Origin of the sequence: Desulfovibrio legallii (genome assembly GCF_900102485.1) — a bacterium.
GTDB lineage: Bacteria > Desulfobacterota > Desulfovibrionia > Desulfovibrionales > Desulfovibrionaceae > Desulfovibrio > Desulfovibrio legallii_A.
Map to the genome: position 1 here is coordinate 1 of NZ_FNBX01000014.1, position 15,497 is coordinate 15,497.

Sequence of the window (15,497 nt, forward strand, 5' to 3'; positions counted from 1 at the left end):
CCTTGCGCATGATAACCGGCTGTTTATAAATGCAGTCTTTTGGATAATGCGTACAGGTGCGCCGTGGCGAGATTTACCGCCGGACTTCGGCGGCTGGAGCAACACGCACCGTCGCTTCATCCGCTGGCGTGACAAGGGAGTATGGGAGCGATTACTCGAAATTTTGATTGATGAGCCTGATTTTGAATGGCTGATGATCAACGCCAGCCATTGCAAGGTCCATCCCCATGCGGCAGGTGCAAAAGGTGGTAATCAGGACATGAGCCGCACAAAAGGGGGCTCAACACAAAATTGCATTTGGCCGTGGATGCGCATGGTATGCCGCTCAGGGCCATTGTTACACAAGGTACAGTGGCAGATTGTGCGCAAACAATTGCTTTAATTAGCTTGGTTACCGCAGAAAACCTTTTGGCTGACAATAGTTATGATACAGATACACGTCTTGATCAGGCTGAAAGGCAAGGAATGCTGCCGGTTATGCCTCCAAAAAAGAGTCGCAAAAAGCAGCGCTATTATGGCAAGGAACTTTATAAGGCGCGCACTTGATAGAAAATGCATTTCTTCATCTGAAGCGGTGGCGCGGAATAGCCACTAGGTACACAAAGAATACGGCATCATTTCTTGCCGTCGTCCACATCAGGTGTATCTTTCTATGGGCCTCTATCTCGTGACTACACTATCTAGAATATAGACCTGAAATGACACGTGAGCGGCTGTTGAAAATCGCTAAGGAAGGCGATGCGGCTGTTCAACAAGAAATGTACGATAAGCTGTGCAACAAACTAGAAATACATACTAAAACGGCCCAAAAACGGCTAGTAAGCCCACAGATGTTTCGATTAGAGGAAATCGCTTTGTTACTGCTCACGTCAGCAAAATTACAAGCTTACGGAAGACATCCAAGCTTCAAATGCAAAAATGCTTGAGAAGAACAAAAAATCCTTAACAGATGTAGATAAACAGCACCTTATGAATGCTTTTCAAAAGATGCGTGAAGTCATTGAAATGTCGATGCAGCAAATAGCAGAATACAATGAATCACAAATTTTGCCAGATACGGCCCCAAATCAGTTTCCTTAAAGCTCTATTTCACTACCATTTCGTTATTAAAAGATAATAACAAAAGGTGGATGAGTTCAAGCAAGGAGAAAATCCGTGGAAATATTTTGGGTAATTGCGATTGTTCTAGGCGTTTTCTTATTCTTCTACTCCGTGACTTGCGCTGCAAAAAAAAATGTTGATAGCGCGGATCTGCTAAAAGCGACAATTGATGAACTGAAAAAACTTGGCTTTACCCCTTCTCTGCAAGAAATTTTTATTGCGGACAAAACCTTTGAAGATCACCTTGCTAAGACAGGCAAATCTGATTGTCTGGTAAAAGTTTGTGGCATTGCCTGTGACAGCGAAGCTAAAAAAATAGCTACTATCTCTAGTGCGGGCTTGTCTATTCATGGCTTCGATGAATTGCTCTCATGCTCTACCATTATTGACAACGAAACGATGACAAGCACTTCTAGAGGCAGCCAAGTCGCTGGAGCCATTGTTGGTGGAGTACTACTTGGAGGTGTTGGTGCGTTAGTTGGCGCACTCACATCACAGAAAAAATCGCAGACCACAATAAAAAATGTCCAGATAAAGCTGGTGTTCAACAGTTTAGACAATCCAACATTTACACTCCCACTAATGCCTCCTCATCTTGCGAAAGATGCTGTGAGCAAAGCAACAAAGATTGAAGATTACTTTGCAGTAGTCCTTAGGCAGAATCAAAATGAAGAAGGAACGAAAAAGGACACTAAGATTTGCCCATTTTGCGCAGAAGAGGTAAAACTGGCCGCTATTGTCTGCAAACACTGCGGTAAAGATTTGCCAACAAAAGAGGCGTGACAGCTAATCCTTAGATTCAATGGAGAGGGCCCAGTAAAACCCGCATTGCCTTTGAACGTATACTTTTTGGAGCTCGTTCGCCGAAAAGTGCATATTTGTTCCCCTCAGAGGCTGAACCTTATCCAGTCGCAATAGGCGGGTTTGACCGACATTCAGCTCCTCTTAAGGCATCAGCGAGCCACTACGACAGACATTTACCTAAAAAGCGTATCGCCAGACATCAACCATTTGGCGGCTGTCATTGAAAATGCGGTTCAGCCAGCAGCTAGCCGTACGCACGAGGTTGAAGCCGACGGATAACTCTGGATGGCCATAACGCTTAAGGGCGGGTTGCTTCACTGCAACCCGCCCTTTTCTTGTACTCAATGACACTGACGACAACACTGTGCCCAACGCCAGATAAATTTTATCACCTCGGGAAGATAAACAAAGCCGGTACAATCCTTTTTTTGTCTTTGGAAATGCCCACAAACAAACAGCAGCAAAATTGATATAGCAACCAACTTTCGAGCAAAACGTAAAAACGTCTTGACGCAAACCACTGATTTTATGATATATTGTTGCAATATAATACTCAGTGTGCTATAGAAATTAGTGATCCATGAACGACATGGCAACCATAACCGGTCAGGAGGTAAAATCATGGCCACAAACTTTATTATGGCATTACAAATGCCAGACCACATCCAACAAACATTTAACTTTCTTTATGATGAGGATTATCCATATGACCATTGATTATTTCAAAATTTTAAAAACGGCTGAGACCTTCTATATGATATTCAACATTATTCACCAGAAAGGATGTAATCCATTAATTAACATTATAATTCCACTCGATATGAACGTAAACTTTGCAATTTGTCCGAACATATTGTCATTTATTGACTCATGGACGTGGTTTCAAGGCTTCATCACGGCGTTTTTGCAATAACACTTGTAATCCCTTAGCGCGAAAGCACTCAAAACTGGAAAACTGGAAAATTGGTGAAACTGACATGGCTGGCTGCGCTCACAACATGCAAAGGGCTGATAGAAAATTTATCAGCCCTTTGCATGTGCTTGCCTCTGGCGCAAAGTCACAAACATGTATACCATAGAAGGTGAAATCACTTTATTTGCTTCTCGTGTAAGGAAAATACTATGGCTGGCCAAATTATTTGCATCTCATGTATGCAGCGCATGGATCGTTTTCGCTACACCGCGATTCACCTCCTCTTATTTACCTCAATTTTATTTTACGGGTGTGCATCACAGGACTATCATCTAACAAAATTTAGGCCGACGACTCAAGATGAACAGTATCAATACTATTTATATGAATCTTTTGCAGATGCAGCATATCCAGTAGACTCTGACGATGCTGAAAAGATACGCCTTCAATGGCTAAAAAAATGGATTTCAGAGAACAACATTACAAATAAATTTGATATTACTTCTAGACGCACAGTTAAGAAGAGTTCTGGATTGTTTGGCGATATCTACGATATTTATTATGAAGTGAGAGTTCACAACGACATTAATTGAAAAATATAAAGGGTTTATCATGGCAAACATAGAAGATAGTAAATTGCTTTCAAAAAGAATTCATACTGAAGATAACAACTTCTTAGATGGTAGAAAATGTTTTCAGCTTGACAGAGATAGAATCATTCACTCACGCGCATTTCGGCGACTGATGCATAAGACTCAAATTTTTAACGCCAACAAAGGCGACCATTATCGCAACAGACTTACACACACCATTGAAGTTTCCCAAATTGCACGCACTATCGCCAGACTGTTAAGTGCAAATGAAGACCTTGTTGAAGCTATTGCATTGGGTCACGACCTTGGACACACCCCATTTGGTCATATTGGTGAAAGAACCATAAGAGAACTACTCGATAAAGAGACAGTACAAGATAGAACTTCCGAGTTCAAATTGGGCTTTAAACACAATTTTCAATCTGTGCATATTGTTGCTAACATTGAAGAACGCTGTGATGAATACAAAGGATTAAATCTCACAACTGCTACAAAAGAAGGTATTCTGAAGCATACAAGCATTAATCACCATGACTACAGCGATGTACTTTCAAAAGAAACATTATTTTTGGACAAAAATAATTCAATCACTATTGAAGGACAAATTGTAGCCATTGCAGATGAAATAGCGCAAGTGACACACGACATAGAAGACGGAATACGCAGCAATATAATTGACTTTAACGATTTCATAAAGTTGGAATTAGTGGCAAAATATGCAAAGACAAAACATTTTTTCAAAGGCGAATGTACAGAGTGCAAGAGATTTGAAGTCTCTTACAACAACAAAAATCGCATAATAAAAGGGCTAGTTGGATGTTTCATTAATGATGTTCATCAGAATTCCAACAAACTAATTTCAGAGTACCATAAAAACCATACAGAACCTGATTTTATGACAGAATCCAATATCTATCATGAAAAATGTGTATGTTTTTCAGATGAGTACACTAATGGAATTGAGGAAATATCAAAATTTAGAAATTCTGCAATTCTTTCATCCCAAGAGATATCACAATCTGATTCAAAGTCTGAATTTTTTATTAAACAAATATTCAATGCTTACAAAGCACACCCTATGCAATTACCAGATTACATTTTAAAAAGATTCACCGGCTTTGAAAAACGACCACAAAACCAACAAGAGCTAGGTAATTTTAGCCGAAACAAATTGTATCGATGCATCGCAGACCATATTGCCGGAATGACCGACCAATTTGCTTGTCGAGAGTACATTCGCTTGTATATGCCGGATGCCCAACTAATTGGCGGTTAATTTTCTCCACAGATCGAGCCAAAGTATGCATGACGGTATGCATGATAGTCGCGCACTCGCTAAAAACATACCCTTTTTGAACGCGAAAACGGCGTGTTGCAATCTAAAGCAACACGCCGTTTTTATTACGTATTAATGGCGGAGAGGGTGGGATTCGAACCCACGTAGGAGCTATTAACCCCTAACTCGATTTCGAGTCGAGCGCGTTACGGCCGCTTCGCTACCTCTCCGCAGGCTTACGGCATACGGGCAAGCCGAGGGCGTTGTATAGCCCATGCGGGGCGAAAAAGCAATGGCGCGGGGCGCGGGGCAGCGTCGTCCGCGGGGCGGGTCTGTCGCCGACCGGCTGTCGGCCGTTGGGCCGCCATTACACCGCATCCAGCAGAAAGTTGTCGCGGTGGATCACTTCCGGGTAGTGGGCGTCGCCCAGGATGGCGGCCACCTCGTGGCGCTTCAGGCCCATGATTTTTTTGAGGTCCGCGGCGCTGTAATTGCTCAGGCCCACGCCCAGGCTGCGGCCCTGGTGCAGCACGCGCACCAGCGCGCCTTGCTGAAAACTCCCTTCCACCCCATGCACGCCGCCGGGCAGCAGGCTGCCGCCCTGCTGGCGCAGGGCCCTGGCCGCGCCCGCATCCACCTGCACGCTGCCCGCCGGGTCGGATTGGTAGGCCAGCCAGAACTTGCGCCGGGGAATGGGCTGCCGCCCGGCCCGCACCCAGGTGCCGCAGGCCAGGGGGTCATAGCCCGCGGGCGTGGGGCAGACCCCGGCGGCCGCCAGCGCGCGGGAGATGACCTGGGGTTCGCGCCCCGGCAGAATATAGGTGGGCACGCCGATCTGCGCCGCACGCCGCGCGCCCAGGAGTTTGGAATACATGCCGCCCGTGCCCACTGAGGTTTTGCCGCCACAGAGCTGGGCCAGATCCAGGGCCGCCACGTCGTCGATGCGCTCCAGCACCGGCGCGTGGGGATTGCGCTCCGGATTGGCGGCCAGCACGCCCGGCGAAGAAGTGAGATTGATGCAGAGGTCCGCGCCCGTCAGGTTGGCCAGCAAACTGGCCAGGCAGTCGTTATCGCCGAACTTGAGCTCGCTGACGGAGACTGTGTCGTTTTCATTGACCACGGGCAGCACGCCCCAGTGCAGCAGCTCCGCAAAGGTATTGCTGGCGTTGAGGAAACGCTGCCGGGCGCGCAGGTCGTCGCGCGTGAGCAGCACTTGCGCCGTGGGCACCCCGTGGACGTAAAAAGCCTTGTCCCAGGCGCGCACCAGCTGCCCCTGCCCCACAGCGGCAGCGGCCTGCCTGGCGGCCAGGCCCACGGTTTCCACGGTCTGCCCGTGGGCTGCCAGGGCCGCACGACCCGCAGCCACCGCGCCGGAGGATACCAGCACCACGCGCCGCGGCTCCGTCTGCCCAGGCACGGGCAGGGCCCGCAGGGCCGCCAGCTGTGCGGCCAGACCGGTGAGCACTGCGGCGTTGAGCCCCTGGGCGTCGGTCAGCACGGCGCTGCCCACCTTGACCACCACCACCCTGGCCTGCGCAAGAATGCGGGCGCGTTCCTCCCGCCAGTCGTCAACGTGCGTCATGCGGCTTTCCTTTACGGGCGCTCCCAGCGCCGCGGGCGGGTCACTCCCTGGTGTAGATGACCTCAATTTCAGGAAATTCCTCATCCTCCACCTGCACAGGCTCCTGCGCGCGCACCAAAGGCGCGTGGGGTTCCGCGGCGTCGCGCAGTCGCCACAGCTCGGCCGTCAGGGGCTCCAGGCCCAGGCCATCGCGGGCGGAAATGAAAAAAATTTGCCGCCCGTCGGCCTTGGCACGGGCCTCCAGGGCCGCCAGCCGCTCCGGCGGGAGCAGGTCGATCTTGTTGACCACCTCCACCTGACGGCGCTGGGCCAGATCGGGATCAAAGCGGCGCAGCTCTTCATTGATAAGGCCGAAACCCGCCCAAGGGTCCGCGTCGTTGACGTCCTCGGCGCTGAGGATATGGACCAGGAAGCGGGTGCGCTCCACATGCTTGAGAAAGCGCAGGCCCAGGCCCTGGCCCTGGTGCGCGCCTTCGATCAGGCCGGGAATGTCGGCCAGCACCAGGCGCTTACCCGGATCGGCGTCGTCGATCATAACCCCCAGGTTGGGCGTGAGGGTGGTGAAGGGATAGGCGGCGATTTTGGGCCGGGCCGCGGAAACGCGGCTGATGAAGGTGGATTTGCCCGCATTGGGCAGGCCGATAAGCCCGGCGTCGGCCAGGATTTTCAGCTCCAGCCGCAACTGGCGGATTTCGCCCGGTTCGCCGGGCTGGGCAAAACGCGGGGCACGCATGGTGGAGGACTTGAAATGCTCGTTGCCCTTGCCGCCGCGGCCGCCCTGGGCCACAGTCACCACGGCCTGAGGGTCGCTGAGGTCGGCCAGCAGACGCTCGCCTTCCGCGTCCTCCACAAAAACCAGGGTGCCCACGGGCAGGTGCAGCGCCAGATCTTCGCCCTTGCGGCCGTCGCACTGGCTGCCCTGGCCGGGGCGGCCGTTCTGGGCCTCGTACAGACGCTTGAGGCGAAAGTCGTACAAAGAAAGCAGCCGACCGTCGGCCTTGAGCAGCACGCTGCCGCCATCGCCGCCGTTGCCGCCATCCGGGCCGCCGCGGGGCACGAATTTCTCGCGCCGGAAGGAAACGCAGCCGTGGCCGCCCTTGCCCGCGCGCACTTCAATGCGCGCTTCGTCAACAAAACGCATAAAAATATCCTTTGCCGGGCAGGGCCGACAGACGCTTGACAGGGCGAACAGCCGGACGCGGACGGGCAACGGACGCCGCGCGGCCGCGCCGCATGTTCTGGGCGCAAGCGCCCGAACCCGTGGGGAGAGGGGCTGGCGAGCGGGGGCCGCCGCCGGCGCTGCAGCGCCAACGCCGAAAGGGAAGAGGCTGTGCGGCCCCTTCCCTGTAACGGCGCATAAAAGCGTGACGCGAAGAAGGGCTAGCCTTCGGGCGCGTCCACATGCACGCGGGTGAGCACGCGGCGCTTGCGCAGATATTTTTCAAAGCGCACCACGCCGTCCACCTTGGCGAACAGGGTGAAATCCCTGCCCATGCCCACGTTGGCACCGGGGTACACCGTGGTGCCCAGCTGCCGGACCAGAATGCTGCCGGCGAGCACGGGCTGGCCGCCGAAACGCTTAACGCCGCGCCGTTGACCGGCGCTGTCGCGGCCGTTGCGCGAAGAGCCGCCTGCTTTTTTATGAGCCATGAGAGCCTCCCAGAAAAGCCGACCCGGAGTCGGCAAGGGGCACGGCCATGCCGCACAGGCCCCGCCCGCGCCGCAGAGAAAGCGCGACGCGGCAAAGGAGCCGGATCCGCCCCGAAAAGTTAGCCGTTGATGCTTTTGACGCGCAGGGTGGTGCACTCCTGCCGGTGCCCGCGCAGCTTGCGCGAATCGTTGCGCCGCCAGCGCTTAAACACCTTGATCTTGGGGCCGCGCCCTTGCTCCACCACCTCGGCGGTGACGGCCGCGCCGTCCACATAGGGGGCGCCCACCTTGCAGGCATCGCCGCCCAGCAGCAGCACCTTGTCCAGGGAAATCTCGCTGCCGCTCTGGGCCGCGAGCTTTTCCACAACAATCTTGGAACCTTCTTCGACGCGGTACTGTTTGCCGCCGGTCTCGATAATCGCGTACATGGTCAACCTCCAAAACGGGAAAAGTTTATTTGCCCCAGGAAGCCCCAAAAGTCAAGCCCGTAACCCGATTTTTCCGCATCCGTCCCAAACGGCAGGCCCAATCGGCCTGGAGCGGACAAATCCCCCGGCAGGAACCTTCACGCCGCCGTGCCCGGAGCGGACCCTTATAAAAAGGAAGGGCAAGGCTGCGCCGCTCCGCGAGCAAGGGGCGGCCAGGCATCTTACGCAGCTTCGCGGAGGACGAAGCGCCCTCCAGTCCGCGCGGGAGGAACGGCCCGCAACGGGTAGCAATCTTGCTGCAGGCCGGGGTGGGCCGCGCTGCCGGCCAGGCCTCGCGCAGCGGCCGTTTCCCAGGGCTTCGGGGCAGTTGCCTGCGCCGCCGGCCGCGCCGCCCGCGCGTATTGTTTTCTTCCGGCTTTCGTGTAGCGTGGCGACATGGACAAGAAAAAGATCCTTCTCGTATCCCTGGGGCACCTTTCCTGCGACATCAACGGCGGCGCGCTGCCGGCGGTGCTGCCCTTTCTGCGTTCGGCCTACGGCCTGAGCTACCAGGCCACGGGCGGGCTCATGTTCGCCTACTCCTGCCTCTCCTCCCTTATTCAGCCACTGTTCGGCCTGCTGGCCGACCGTTTTTCCAAGCCCTGGTTCATCCCGCTGGGCGTGCTGCTGGCGGGCGGCGGGCTGGCCCTGGTGGGCTTCATGACCGGCTATTGGGCCATCTTCTGCGCCATTGTGGTCAGCGGGGTGGGCGCGGCCCTCTTTCACCCCGAGGGCGCGCGCTTTGCCAACAAAGTCTCCGGCCGGCAAAAGGGCACGGGCCTGAGCCTTTTTTCCATCGGCGGCAACAGCGGCTTTGTGCTTGGCCCGCTGCTGGCCACGGCCGTGCTGAGCGTCTTCGGCCTGCACGGCACGGCTATTTTTGCCGCCATTGCCCTGACCATGGCCTCCCTGCTGCTCACGCTCATCTGGCGCATGCGCGCCCCGGCCGGAGAAGGCGGCGGGGCCATAGTCGCGGAAGCGCCGGGGGTTAACAACTGGCCGGAATTTTCCAAGCTGACCATGGCCATTGTGGCCCGCTCCATCCTGTTTGCGGGCTTCAACACCTTTGTGCCCCTTTACTGGGTCAACGTGCTGGGCCAGTCGCGCACGGCCGGGGCCCTGGCCCTGACCTTCTTCTGCACCTGCGGCGTGATCAGCAACTTCTTCGGCGGGCTGCTCTCGGACAAATACGGCTACCGCACCATCATCCGCCTGGCCTACGCCCTGGTGGCCCCTGTGGTGCTGGCCTTCAGCCTGGCGGACAACGTCTACGCCGCCTGGGCCGTGCTGCCCTTCCTGGGCTTTACCCTCTACGCGCCTTTCAGCTCCCTGGTGGTGCTGGGCCAGCAGTATCTGGCCAAGAACATCGGCTTTGCCTCAGGCGTCACCCTGGGCCTGGCCACCAGCCTGGGCGGCGTCATGGCCCCGCTGCTGGGCTGGATAGCCGACCACCAGGGCCTGCCCCGCGCCTTCCAGTGTCTGGCGGCGGTGGCCCTGCTGGGCGCGGTTTTTGCGTATGCCCTCAAACCTGTGGCTAAGGAGGGGCAGACGGAATGACGTATGCTCTCGTCCGTCGCCTGCCGCTCCTGGGGCGGGTACGCCTTGTGGAGGCGGACAGCGCCCTTGTCCGACTGGATCTGGAAGGCAAGGGGGCGCTCCCGCCCCTGCCGCAGGCGGAAGAACGCGCCACGCCCCTGCTGGAGGCGGCCGCAGCCCAGCTTGCGGATTACCTGGCGGGCGCACGCCGCGCCTTTGACCTGCCCCTGGCCCCCAAGGGCACGGATTTTCAAAAAAAAGTCTGGCGGGCGCTGCTGGCTATTCCCTACGGCGAAACCCGCGCCTACAAAGCGATCGCCGCGGCCGTGGGCTCCCCGCGCGCCTGCCGGGCCGTGGGCCTGGCCAACAACCGCAACCCCATTGCCGTGATCATCCCCTGCCACCGCGTCATCGGCGCGGACGGCCGCCTGGGGGGCTACGGCGGCGGTCTGGAACTCAAGGCGGCGCTGCTGCGGCTGGAACAGGAGGCTGCGGGCCGCGGCTGAACGCGCCCCGCAGCATCGCGCCCCTGTGCCGCCCGGCCCAATGCCGCGCACCCTGCGGCACGTCCTGTCGCCGGCCCGCACGCTCCGTCCCGCCCTGACACGGCCCCTTCGCGCCCCGTTGCCGGGCCGTTGGCGCCCCCAAAACGTCCGCCGCCCCACGCGCAGCGCCCCCAGGATGCAGGAAAACCGCAGCTGCCGCCGCGCCGCCCACCCTTGCCGGGAGGGCGGGAACATGGTACCCGCTTCTATGCTCAACTTCGACCTGACCCATGCCCTGAATCTTCTGGCCGTAGCCGCCGTGCCCGCCCTGCTGGGCATCATTCTGCACGAGGTGGCCCACGGCTGGGTTGCGGCCCGCTGCGGCGACCCCACCGCGCGCATGCTGGGGCGGCTCACGCTCAACCCCCTGCCGCACATTGATCCTGTAGGCCTCCTGGTCTTTGGCCTCACCAGCCTCACGGGCAGTTTTGTCTTCGGCTGGGCCAAGCCCGTGCCCGTCAACCCGCGCTACTTCCGCAAGCCCGCCCGCGACATGATGCTGGTGGCCCTGGCCGGGCCCATGACCAACTTTCTGCTGGCCGGGCTCTGCGGCCTGCTGCTCTGGCTCACGCTCACCCTGCTGCCGCCCCTGCAGTGGCAGCACAGCACGGGCTACATCTTTGCCCTCAAAACCCTCCAGGCCGGGGTGATCATCAACTTTGGCCTGGCCTGGCTCAACCTGCTGCCCATTCCGCCGCTGGACGGCAGCAAGGTTGTGGCCTATTTTCTGCCCATGAAGGCGGCCCTGCGCTACCTGAGCGTGGAGCGCTACGGCTTTGTGATCCTCCTGGCCCTGCTCTTTACCGGGCTGCTGGGCCAGGTGCTCGGCCCTCTGGTAAGCGGCAGCGCCGTGGGCCTTTTGTCCCTGCTGGGTATTCTGTAAGGAAAGGAATCTGCTGATGAACGGCAAACCGCGCACTGTTTCCGGCATGCGGCCCACGGGCCCTCTGCACCTCGGCCACTACTTCGGCGTGCTCAAAAACTGGGTGGAACTGCAACACACGGAAGAAGCCTACTTCTTTGTGGCCGACTGGCACGCCCTGACCAGCGACTACGCCGACCCTTCCAAAATCCGCCGCAATATCCATGAAATGGTCAAAGACTGGATCGGTGCCGGCCTGAACCCGGAAAAGTGCGTCATCTTCCGCCAGTCTCACGTCAAGCAGCATGCGGAGCTTTCTCTGCTGCTCTCCATGATCACCTCCGTCTCCTGGCTGGAGCGCAACCCCACCTACAAAGAGCAGCAGCAGCAGATCAGCAACAAAGACCTGGGCAACGCGGGCTTCCTCTGCTATCCCGTGCTCATGGCCGCGGATATCCTCATGTACCGGCCCCACGGCGTGCCAGTGGGCGAAGACCAGCTGCCCCACATGGAGCTGACCCGCGAGATCGCCCGGCGCTTCAACAATTTTTACGGCGAGCTTTTCCCCGAACCCCAGGCCATGCTCACCCCGGCGGCCAAATGCCCCGGCCTGGACGGCCGCAAGATGTCCAAAAGCTACAATAACGGCATCTTCCTCTCGGACCGCATGGACGACATCACCGAAAAAGTGCGCGGCATGTTTACGGATAAAGCCCGCCTGCGCCGCGCAGACCCCGGCAACCCCGACGTCTGCAACCTCTTCCCCTACCATGTGCTGCTGAGCAGCGCCGAAGAGCAGGCCCAGATCCGCCAGGGCTGTACCAGCGCGCAACTGGGCTGCGTGGACTGCAAAAAAATATTCCTCAAAAATCTCGCCACGTTCCTGGAGCCTCTGCAGGAACGTCGCAATGCCGTGGAGGCCCGGCCCGGCGCTGTGGAAGAAATCCTGGAGCGCGGCAATGCCCGCGCCCGCGAGTTTGCGGAACAGACCATGGAACTGGCGCGCGAAAAAATGGGGCTCTGATGTGAAGCTGGTGGCCGTGGACTACGGCCTGGCCCGCACAGGCCTAGCCGTGTCCGACCCGGAAGAGCGGCTGGCCTTTCCCCTGCGCACCCTGCGCCTGGCCGACCACCCCGACCGCAAGGCCCTGCTGGACGCCCTGGCCGAGGCCATTGCCGCAACCGGGGCCCAGGCCGTGGTTATGGGCCTGCCCCTCTTGCCCGACGGGGAGGAAAGCCTGACCACCAGGCAGGTGCGCAACGTGACCAGACGCCTGCAGCGCCGCGTGCCCCTGCCCTTCTACTTTATGCCCGAGGAGCTGAGCTCTGAGGAGGCCTGGGCCGACCTGCGGGAGGCCGGGCTTGACGCGCGGCGCCGCAAAGCTGTGCTGGACCAGCAGGCCGCCGTGCGCATTCTGGAATCTTTTCTGGCCCTTGCGCCGCAACAGCGGAGACCGGCATGAAAACCTTTCTGCGTCTTGTGGGCGTGATCCTGCTGCTGGCCGTGGCCGGCGGCGGCTGGCTGGCCTGGGAGGCCCACACCTTTCTGACTACCCCGCCCGCCACGCCGGGCAAGGAAGCCTTTTTTGACGTGGCCCCCGGCGCGCGCCTGGATCAGGTGGCCGCCAACCTGGCCCGCGAGGGCCTGGTGACCGACGCCCGCCGCTTTGGCTACCTGGCCCGCTATAAAAAATGGGAGAACCGCCTCCAGGCCGGGCGCTTTGCCCTCAATACCGGCTGGACGCCCGACAAGGTGCTGGATACCCTGGTCAACGGGCAGCCCGTGCTCTTCCGCGTCACCGTGCCCGAAGGCCTTACCTGGTGGCAGACGGGCCGCCTGCTGGAAGAAGCCGGCCTGGCGCGCTTCGAGGACTTCCGCAAGGTGATCATGGACCCGGACTTCCTGCGCCACTACGGCATCCCCTTTGCCACGGCCGAGGGCTTTCTTATGCCCGACACCTACCTGCTGAAAAAAGGCGACGCGCTGGACCTGGCCCAGGCCAGGGCCGTAGCCGGACGCATGGTGGACAACTTCTGGCGCAAAACCGCCGCCGTCTGGCCCGGAGGCAAAAAACCCGCCGCGGCCGACCTTAAAACCTGGGTCGTCCTGGCCTCAGTGGTGGAAAAGGAAACCGCCGTGGAAGCCGAACGCCCCCGCGTGGCCGGCGTGTACCAGAACCGCCTGCAAAAGGGCATGCTCCTCCAGGCCGACCCCACCGTCATCTACGGCCTGGGCCCGGCCTTTGACGGCAACCTGCGCCGCAGCCAGCTGGACGACCCCGCCAATCCCTACAATACCTACCAGCGGCCTGGCCTGCCGCCAGGGCCCATCTGCTCCTTCGGCCTCACGGCCCTTGCCGCCGCCGTGCAGCCCGAAGCCCACAACTACCTCTACTTTGTCGCCAAAACCGACGGCGGGGAACACGTCTTCAGCACGAACCTCAACGACCACAACAAGGCCGTGCGCCAATACCTGCAAAACCGGCGCAAACGCTGATTCCCCCGCAACGTCACAAGGAGGCCACTGTGAAGTACCTGATCGTTGAAGATTTCTCCGGCCAGGCCGTGCCCTTCATCTTCCCCCGCCGCGTGGACCACAGCGACATGCGCGAGCAACTCCCCTACAGCCGCGTCATCGCCGCCGGCTTTGTGGAGCTGGGCCCCCAGGGCTTTATCTGCTCCGGCAGCAACCCGGAACTGGGCCTTGCCTCCCGCCCCGCAGAAGACGCCGCCATCATAGCCGAAGCCCTGCGCCAACGCTGACCCAGCGGGCGGCGTTGGGGAATTTTTTTGGGTGGGGGGAAGGGAACTTTTGTGAACAAAAGTTCCCTTCCCCCCACACCCCCCATCCTTCAAAAAACTTTTCTTCCCCCAGGCCCGCGCAGGCATCTCCAGCGGGCATGATGGAGCGCGCCTTACGCCTTGCCGCGGGTGACGGCCTCCCGGCGGCGGCGGGCCAGGGCGCGCAGGTCTTCCACATTGTCGCTCTCGTCCACAATCTCGCTGCCGAGGATCTCTTCCAGCACGTCTTCCAGCGAAACCACCCCTGAAAGCCCGCCGTACTCGTCCAGCACGGCAAAAAGATGCTCGTGGGCCTCCAGCATCTCGCGCAGGAGCACGTCCAGGGTCTGATTTTCCAGAATAAAATTGATGGGCCGCATAACGGCGGCGAGCTGCGCGCCGCCCTGGCCGTCGTGCAAGCTGCGGGCCAGGGCGCGGCGCTCCACAAAGCCCACGATGTCTTCGTTGTTGTCGCCGTACACGGGCACGCGGCTGAAATGCCAGATGCGCGGATCCTTGTAGGCGTCTTCCACGGTTTCGGTTTCCGGCAAAGAAAAGACCACGGTGCGCGGGGTCATAATGTCGTAGACGCGCTTCTGGTCCAGGGCCAGCACGTTGCGGATAAAGGCTTCCTCATAGGGCTTGATGCGCCCGGCCTGGCGCGAAAGGCTGGCCACGGCGCGGATGTCGTCTTCCGAAACCACCGGCCCGGCCGCGCGGGGCCGCACCACCAGCCGACTGATGCCGTCGGTAATCCAGAGAACCGGGGTCAGCAGCCGGGTGACCACCGCCAGGGGCCGGGCCATGGCCACGGCAATGGCTTCCGTGTGGGCCACGCCCAGGCTTTTGGGCAGAATTTCGCCCATCACCAGCACCAGGCCCGTAAAGCCCACGGCAAACAGGGCGGTGAAATCCGGGCCGAATGCGGCCAGAAAAGCCGCGCCGGCCACCGTGGCCCCGGCCGTGTTGGCAATGGTGTTGAGGGTAAGGATGGCGGCAATGGGCCGGTTGACGTCCAGCCGCAGCTTATAGAGCGCCGCCCCTGCCGGGCGGCCGGAACGCCGCAGCCGTTCAATGGCGGACCAGGGCAGGGAATAGAGCACCGATTCCGCCAGCGAGCACAAAAAAGATACGGCAATGGCCAAGGTGATGGAGAGCACAAGGGTCAGCATGTGGGGTTCCTGCAAGGAAGTCCGGGGCCGCAGGCCCCGGCAGGGCCAGCATAAGCCGTGCGGGGGCCGCTGGCAACGGCTGCGTGCAACGTTCGGGGAGGGGCCGCGCCCCTGAAGCGTTGCGGCCCCCACGGCCCTGCCGTCTCCCAGGGTACGGCCCTGCGTCCCCTGAGGAGAGCAAAATTTTTTGAAGGGGTTGGGGGCGTGTGGGGGAA

Annotated in this window: 17 protein-coding genes, 1 tRNA gene and 1 pseudogene; 13 read left to right on the forward strand and 6 right to left on the reverse strand. The window is 58.7% G+C overall.

The window, feature by feature from the left end:
• From BLS55_RS08760 to dgt, 6 genes and pseudogenes are all read left to right on the forward strand, one after another.
• A pseudogene (locus BLS55_RS08760) lies at positions 1–671 on the forward strand (IS5 family transposase); the annotation flags it as partial.
• Between the two features lie 45 nt (positions 672–716).
• Positions 717–926, forward strand: coding sequence for a hypothetical protein (locus tag BLS55_RS12115; RefSeq protein ID WP_180365432.1), 210 nt, complete (start codon positions 717–719; stop codon positions 924–926).
• A complete protein-coding gene (locus BLS55_RS12120; RefSeq protein WP_180365433.1) occupies positions 919–1,080 on the forward strand; it encodes a hypothetical protein in 162 nt (53 codons plus the stop codon). The genes BLS55_RS12115 and BLS55_RS12120 overlap by 8 nt, the downstream gene beginning before the upstream one ends.
• Positions 1,081–1,155: 75 nt before the next feature.
• On the forward strand, positions 1,156–1,884 hold the full coding sequence (locus BLS55_RS11905) for a hypothetical protein (RefSeq protein ID WP_143339538.1): 729 nt from the start codon (positions 1,156–1,158) through the stop codon (positions 1,882–1,884).
• A 1,143-nt stretch (positions 1,885–3,027) separates the two neighbouring features.
• Positions 3,028–3,411 (forward strand): hypothetical protein, encoded by a 384-nt coding sequence (locus BLS55_RS11910; RefSeq protein WP_143339539.1) that lies wholly within the window; start codon positions 3,028–3,030, stop codon positions 3,409–3,411.
• 19 nt (positions 3,412–3,430) lie between these two features.
• The gene (gene dgt, locus BLS55_RS08770; protein ID WP_092154396.1) at positions 3,431–4,687 is read left to right on the forward strand and encodes a dGTP triphosphohydrolase; all 1,257 of its coding nucleotides are present in this window, start codon (positions 3,431–3,433) and stop codon (positions 4,685–4,687) included.
• 136 nt (positions 4,688–4,823) lie between these two features.
• Here dgt and BLS55_RS08775 read toward each other — a convergent pair.
• The 5 genes from BLS55_RS08775 to rplU form a co-directional block, all read right to left on the reverse strand.
• Positions 4,824–4,917 (reverse strand) — tRNA-Ser (locus tag BLS55_RS08775).
• A gap of 137 nt (positions 4,918–5,054) precedes the next feature.
• Positions 5,055–6,269 carry a glutamate 5-kinase gene (proB, locus tag BLS55_RS08780; protein WP_092154398.1) on the reverse strand — a complete coding sequence of 405 codons (1,215 nt, stop codon included), beginning with the start codon at positions 6,267–6,269 and terminating at the stop codon, positions 5,055–5,057.
• 40 nt (positions 6,270–6,309) lie between these two features.
• On the reverse strand, positions 6,310–7,410 hold the full coding sequence (obgE, locus tag BLS55_RS08785; protein ID WP_092154400.1) for a GTPase ObgE: 1,101 nt from the start codon (positions 7,408–7,410) through the stop codon (positions 6,310–6,312).
• Positions 7,411–7,649: 239 nt separating this feature from the next.
• Positions 7,650–7,919 carry a 50S ribosomal protein L27 gene (gene rpmA, locus BLS55_RS08790; RefSeq protein ID WP_092154402.1) on the reverse strand — a complete coding sequence of 90 codons (270 nt, stop codon included), beginning with the start codon at positions 7,917–7,919 and terminating at the stop codon, positions 7,650–7,652.
• 119 nt (positions 7,920–8,038) lie between these two features.
• Positions 8,039–8,347: a 50S ribosomal protein L21 gene (gene rplU, locus BLS55_RS08795; protein WP_092154404.1), complete on the reverse strand. Its 309-nt coding sequence runs from the start codon at positions 8,345–8,347 to the stop codon at positions 8,039–8,041.
• A gap of 435 nt (positions 8,348–8,782) precedes the next feature.
• Between rplU and BLS55_RS08800 the strand changes: the two genes are divergently transcribed.
• The 7 genes from BLS55_RS08800 (at position 8,783) to BLS55_RS08830 (ending at position 14,092) form a co-directional block, all read left to right on the forward strand.
• Positions 8,783–9,943, forward strand: a complete 1,161-nt coding sequence (locus BLS55_RS08800; RefSeq protein ID WP_092154406.1) for an MFS transporter — start codon at positions 8,783–8,785, stop codon at positions 9,941–9,943.
• Complete coding sequence (locus BLS55_RS08805; protein ID WP_092154408.1) at positions 9,940–10,428, forward strand: methylated-DNA--[protein]-cysteine S-methyltransferase; 489 nt, start codon at positions 9,940–9,942, stop codon at positions 10,426–10,428. Before BLS55_RS08800 ends, BLS55_RS08805 begins: the two co-directional genes overlap by 4 nt.
• Positions 10,429–10,675: 247 nt before the next feature.
• Positions 10,676–11,350, forward strand: a complete 675-nt coding sequence (locus BLS55_RS08810) for a site-2 protease family protein (protein WP_092154410.1) — start codon at positions 10,676–10,678, stop codon at positions 11,348–11,350.
• Positions 11,351–11,366: 16 nt separating this feature from the next.
• Positions 11,367–12,353: a tryptophan--tRNA ligase gene (gene trpS / locus BLS55_RS08815; protein ID WP_092154412.1), complete on the forward strand. Its 987-nt coding sequence runs from the start codon at positions 11,367–11,369 to the stop codon at positions 12,351–12,353.
• A gap of 1 nt (position 12,354) precedes the next feature.
• Positions 12,355–12,792, forward strand: a complete 438-nt coding sequence (ruvX, locus tag BLS55_RS08820; protein ID WP_180365434.1) for a Holliday junction resolvase RuvX — start codon at positions 12,355–12,357, stop codon at positions 12,790–12,792.
• On the forward strand, positions 12,789–13,826 hold the full coding sequence (gene mltG / locus BLS55_RS08825) for an endolytic transglycosylase MltG (protein WP_092154416.1): 1,038 nt from the start codon (positions 12,789–12,791) through the stop codon (positions 13,824–13,826). The genes ruvX and mltG overlap by 4 nt, the downstream gene beginning before the upstream one ends.
• Before the next feature lie 29 nt (positions 13,827–13,855).
• The gene (locus BLS55_RS08830) at positions 13,856–14,092 is read left to right on the forward strand and encodes a hypothetical protein (RefSeq protein ID WP_092154418.1); all 237 of its coding nucleotides are present in this window, start codon (positions 13,856–13,858) and stop codon (positions 14,090–14,092) included.
• Between the two features lie 152 nt (positions 14,093–14,244).
• Here BLS55_RS08830 and BLS55_RS08835 read toward each other — a convergent pair whose 3' ends face one another.
• The gene (locus BLS55_RS08835; protein ID WP_092154420.1) at positions 14,245–15,282 is read right to left on the reverse strand and encodes a hemolysin family protein; all 1,038 of its coding nucleotides are present in this window, start codon (positions 15,280–15,282) and stop codon (positions 14,245–14,247) included.
• Positions 15,283–15,497 lie beyond the last annotated feature (215 nt).

What these genes read in the sequence shown, in the direction of transcription:
- BLS55_RS12120 (WP_180365433.1), top strand. Translation starts at nt 919, where the DNA reads ATGCTTGAGAAGAACAAAAAATCCTTAACAGATGTAGATAAACAGCAC.
- BLS55_RS11910 (WP_143339539.1), top strand. Translation starts at nt 3,028, where the DNA reads ATGGCTGGCCAAATTATTTGCATCTCATGTATGCAGCGCATGGATCGT.
- dgt (WP_092154396.1), top strand. Translation starts at nt 3,431, where the DNA reads ATGGCAAACATAGAAGATAGTAAATTGCTTTCAAAAAGAATTCATACT.
- proB (WP_092154398.1), bottom strand. Translation starts at nt 6,269, where the DNA reads ATGACGCACGTTGACGACTGGCGGGAGGAACGCGCCCGCATTCTTGCG.
- obgE (WP_092154400.1), bottom strand. Translation starts at nt 7,410, where the DNA reads ATGCGTTTTGTTGACGAAGCGCGCATTGAAGTGCGCGCGGGCAAGGGC.
- rpmA (WP_092154402.1), bottom strand. Translation starts at nt 7,919, where the DNA reads ATGGCTCATAAAAAAGCAGGCGGCTCTTCGCGCAACGGCCGCGACAGC.
- rplU (WP_092154404.1), bottom strand. Translation starts at nt 8,347, where the DNA reads ATGTACGCGATTATCGAGACCGGCGGCAAACAGTACCGCGTCGAAGAA.
- BLS55_RS08800 (WP_092154406.1), top strand. Translation starts at nt 8,783, where the DNA reads ATGGACAAGAAAAAGATCCTTCTCGTATCCCTGGGGCACCTTTCCTGC.
- BLS55_RS08805 (WP_092154408.1), top strand. Translation starts at nt 9,940, where the DNA reads ATGACGTATGCTCTCGTCCGTCGCCTGCCGCTCCTGGGGCGGGTACGC.
- BLS55_RS08810 (WP_092154410.1), top strand. Translation starts at nt 10,676, where the DNA reads ATGCTCAACTTCGACCTGACCCATGCCCTGAATCTTCTGGCCGTAGCC.
- trpS (WP_092154412.1), top strand. Translation starts at nt 11,367, where the DNA reads ATGAACGGCAAACCGCGCACTGTTTCCGGCATGCGGCCCACGGGCCCT.
- mltG (WP_092154416.1), top strand. Translation starts at nt 12,789, where the DNA reads ATGAAAACCTTTCTGCGTCTTGTGGGCGTGATCCTGCTGCTGGCCGTG.
- BLS55_RS08835 (WP_092154420.1), bottom strand. Translation starts at nt 15,282, where the DNA reads ATGCTGACCCTTGTGCTCTCCATCACCTTGGCCATTGCCGTATCTTTT.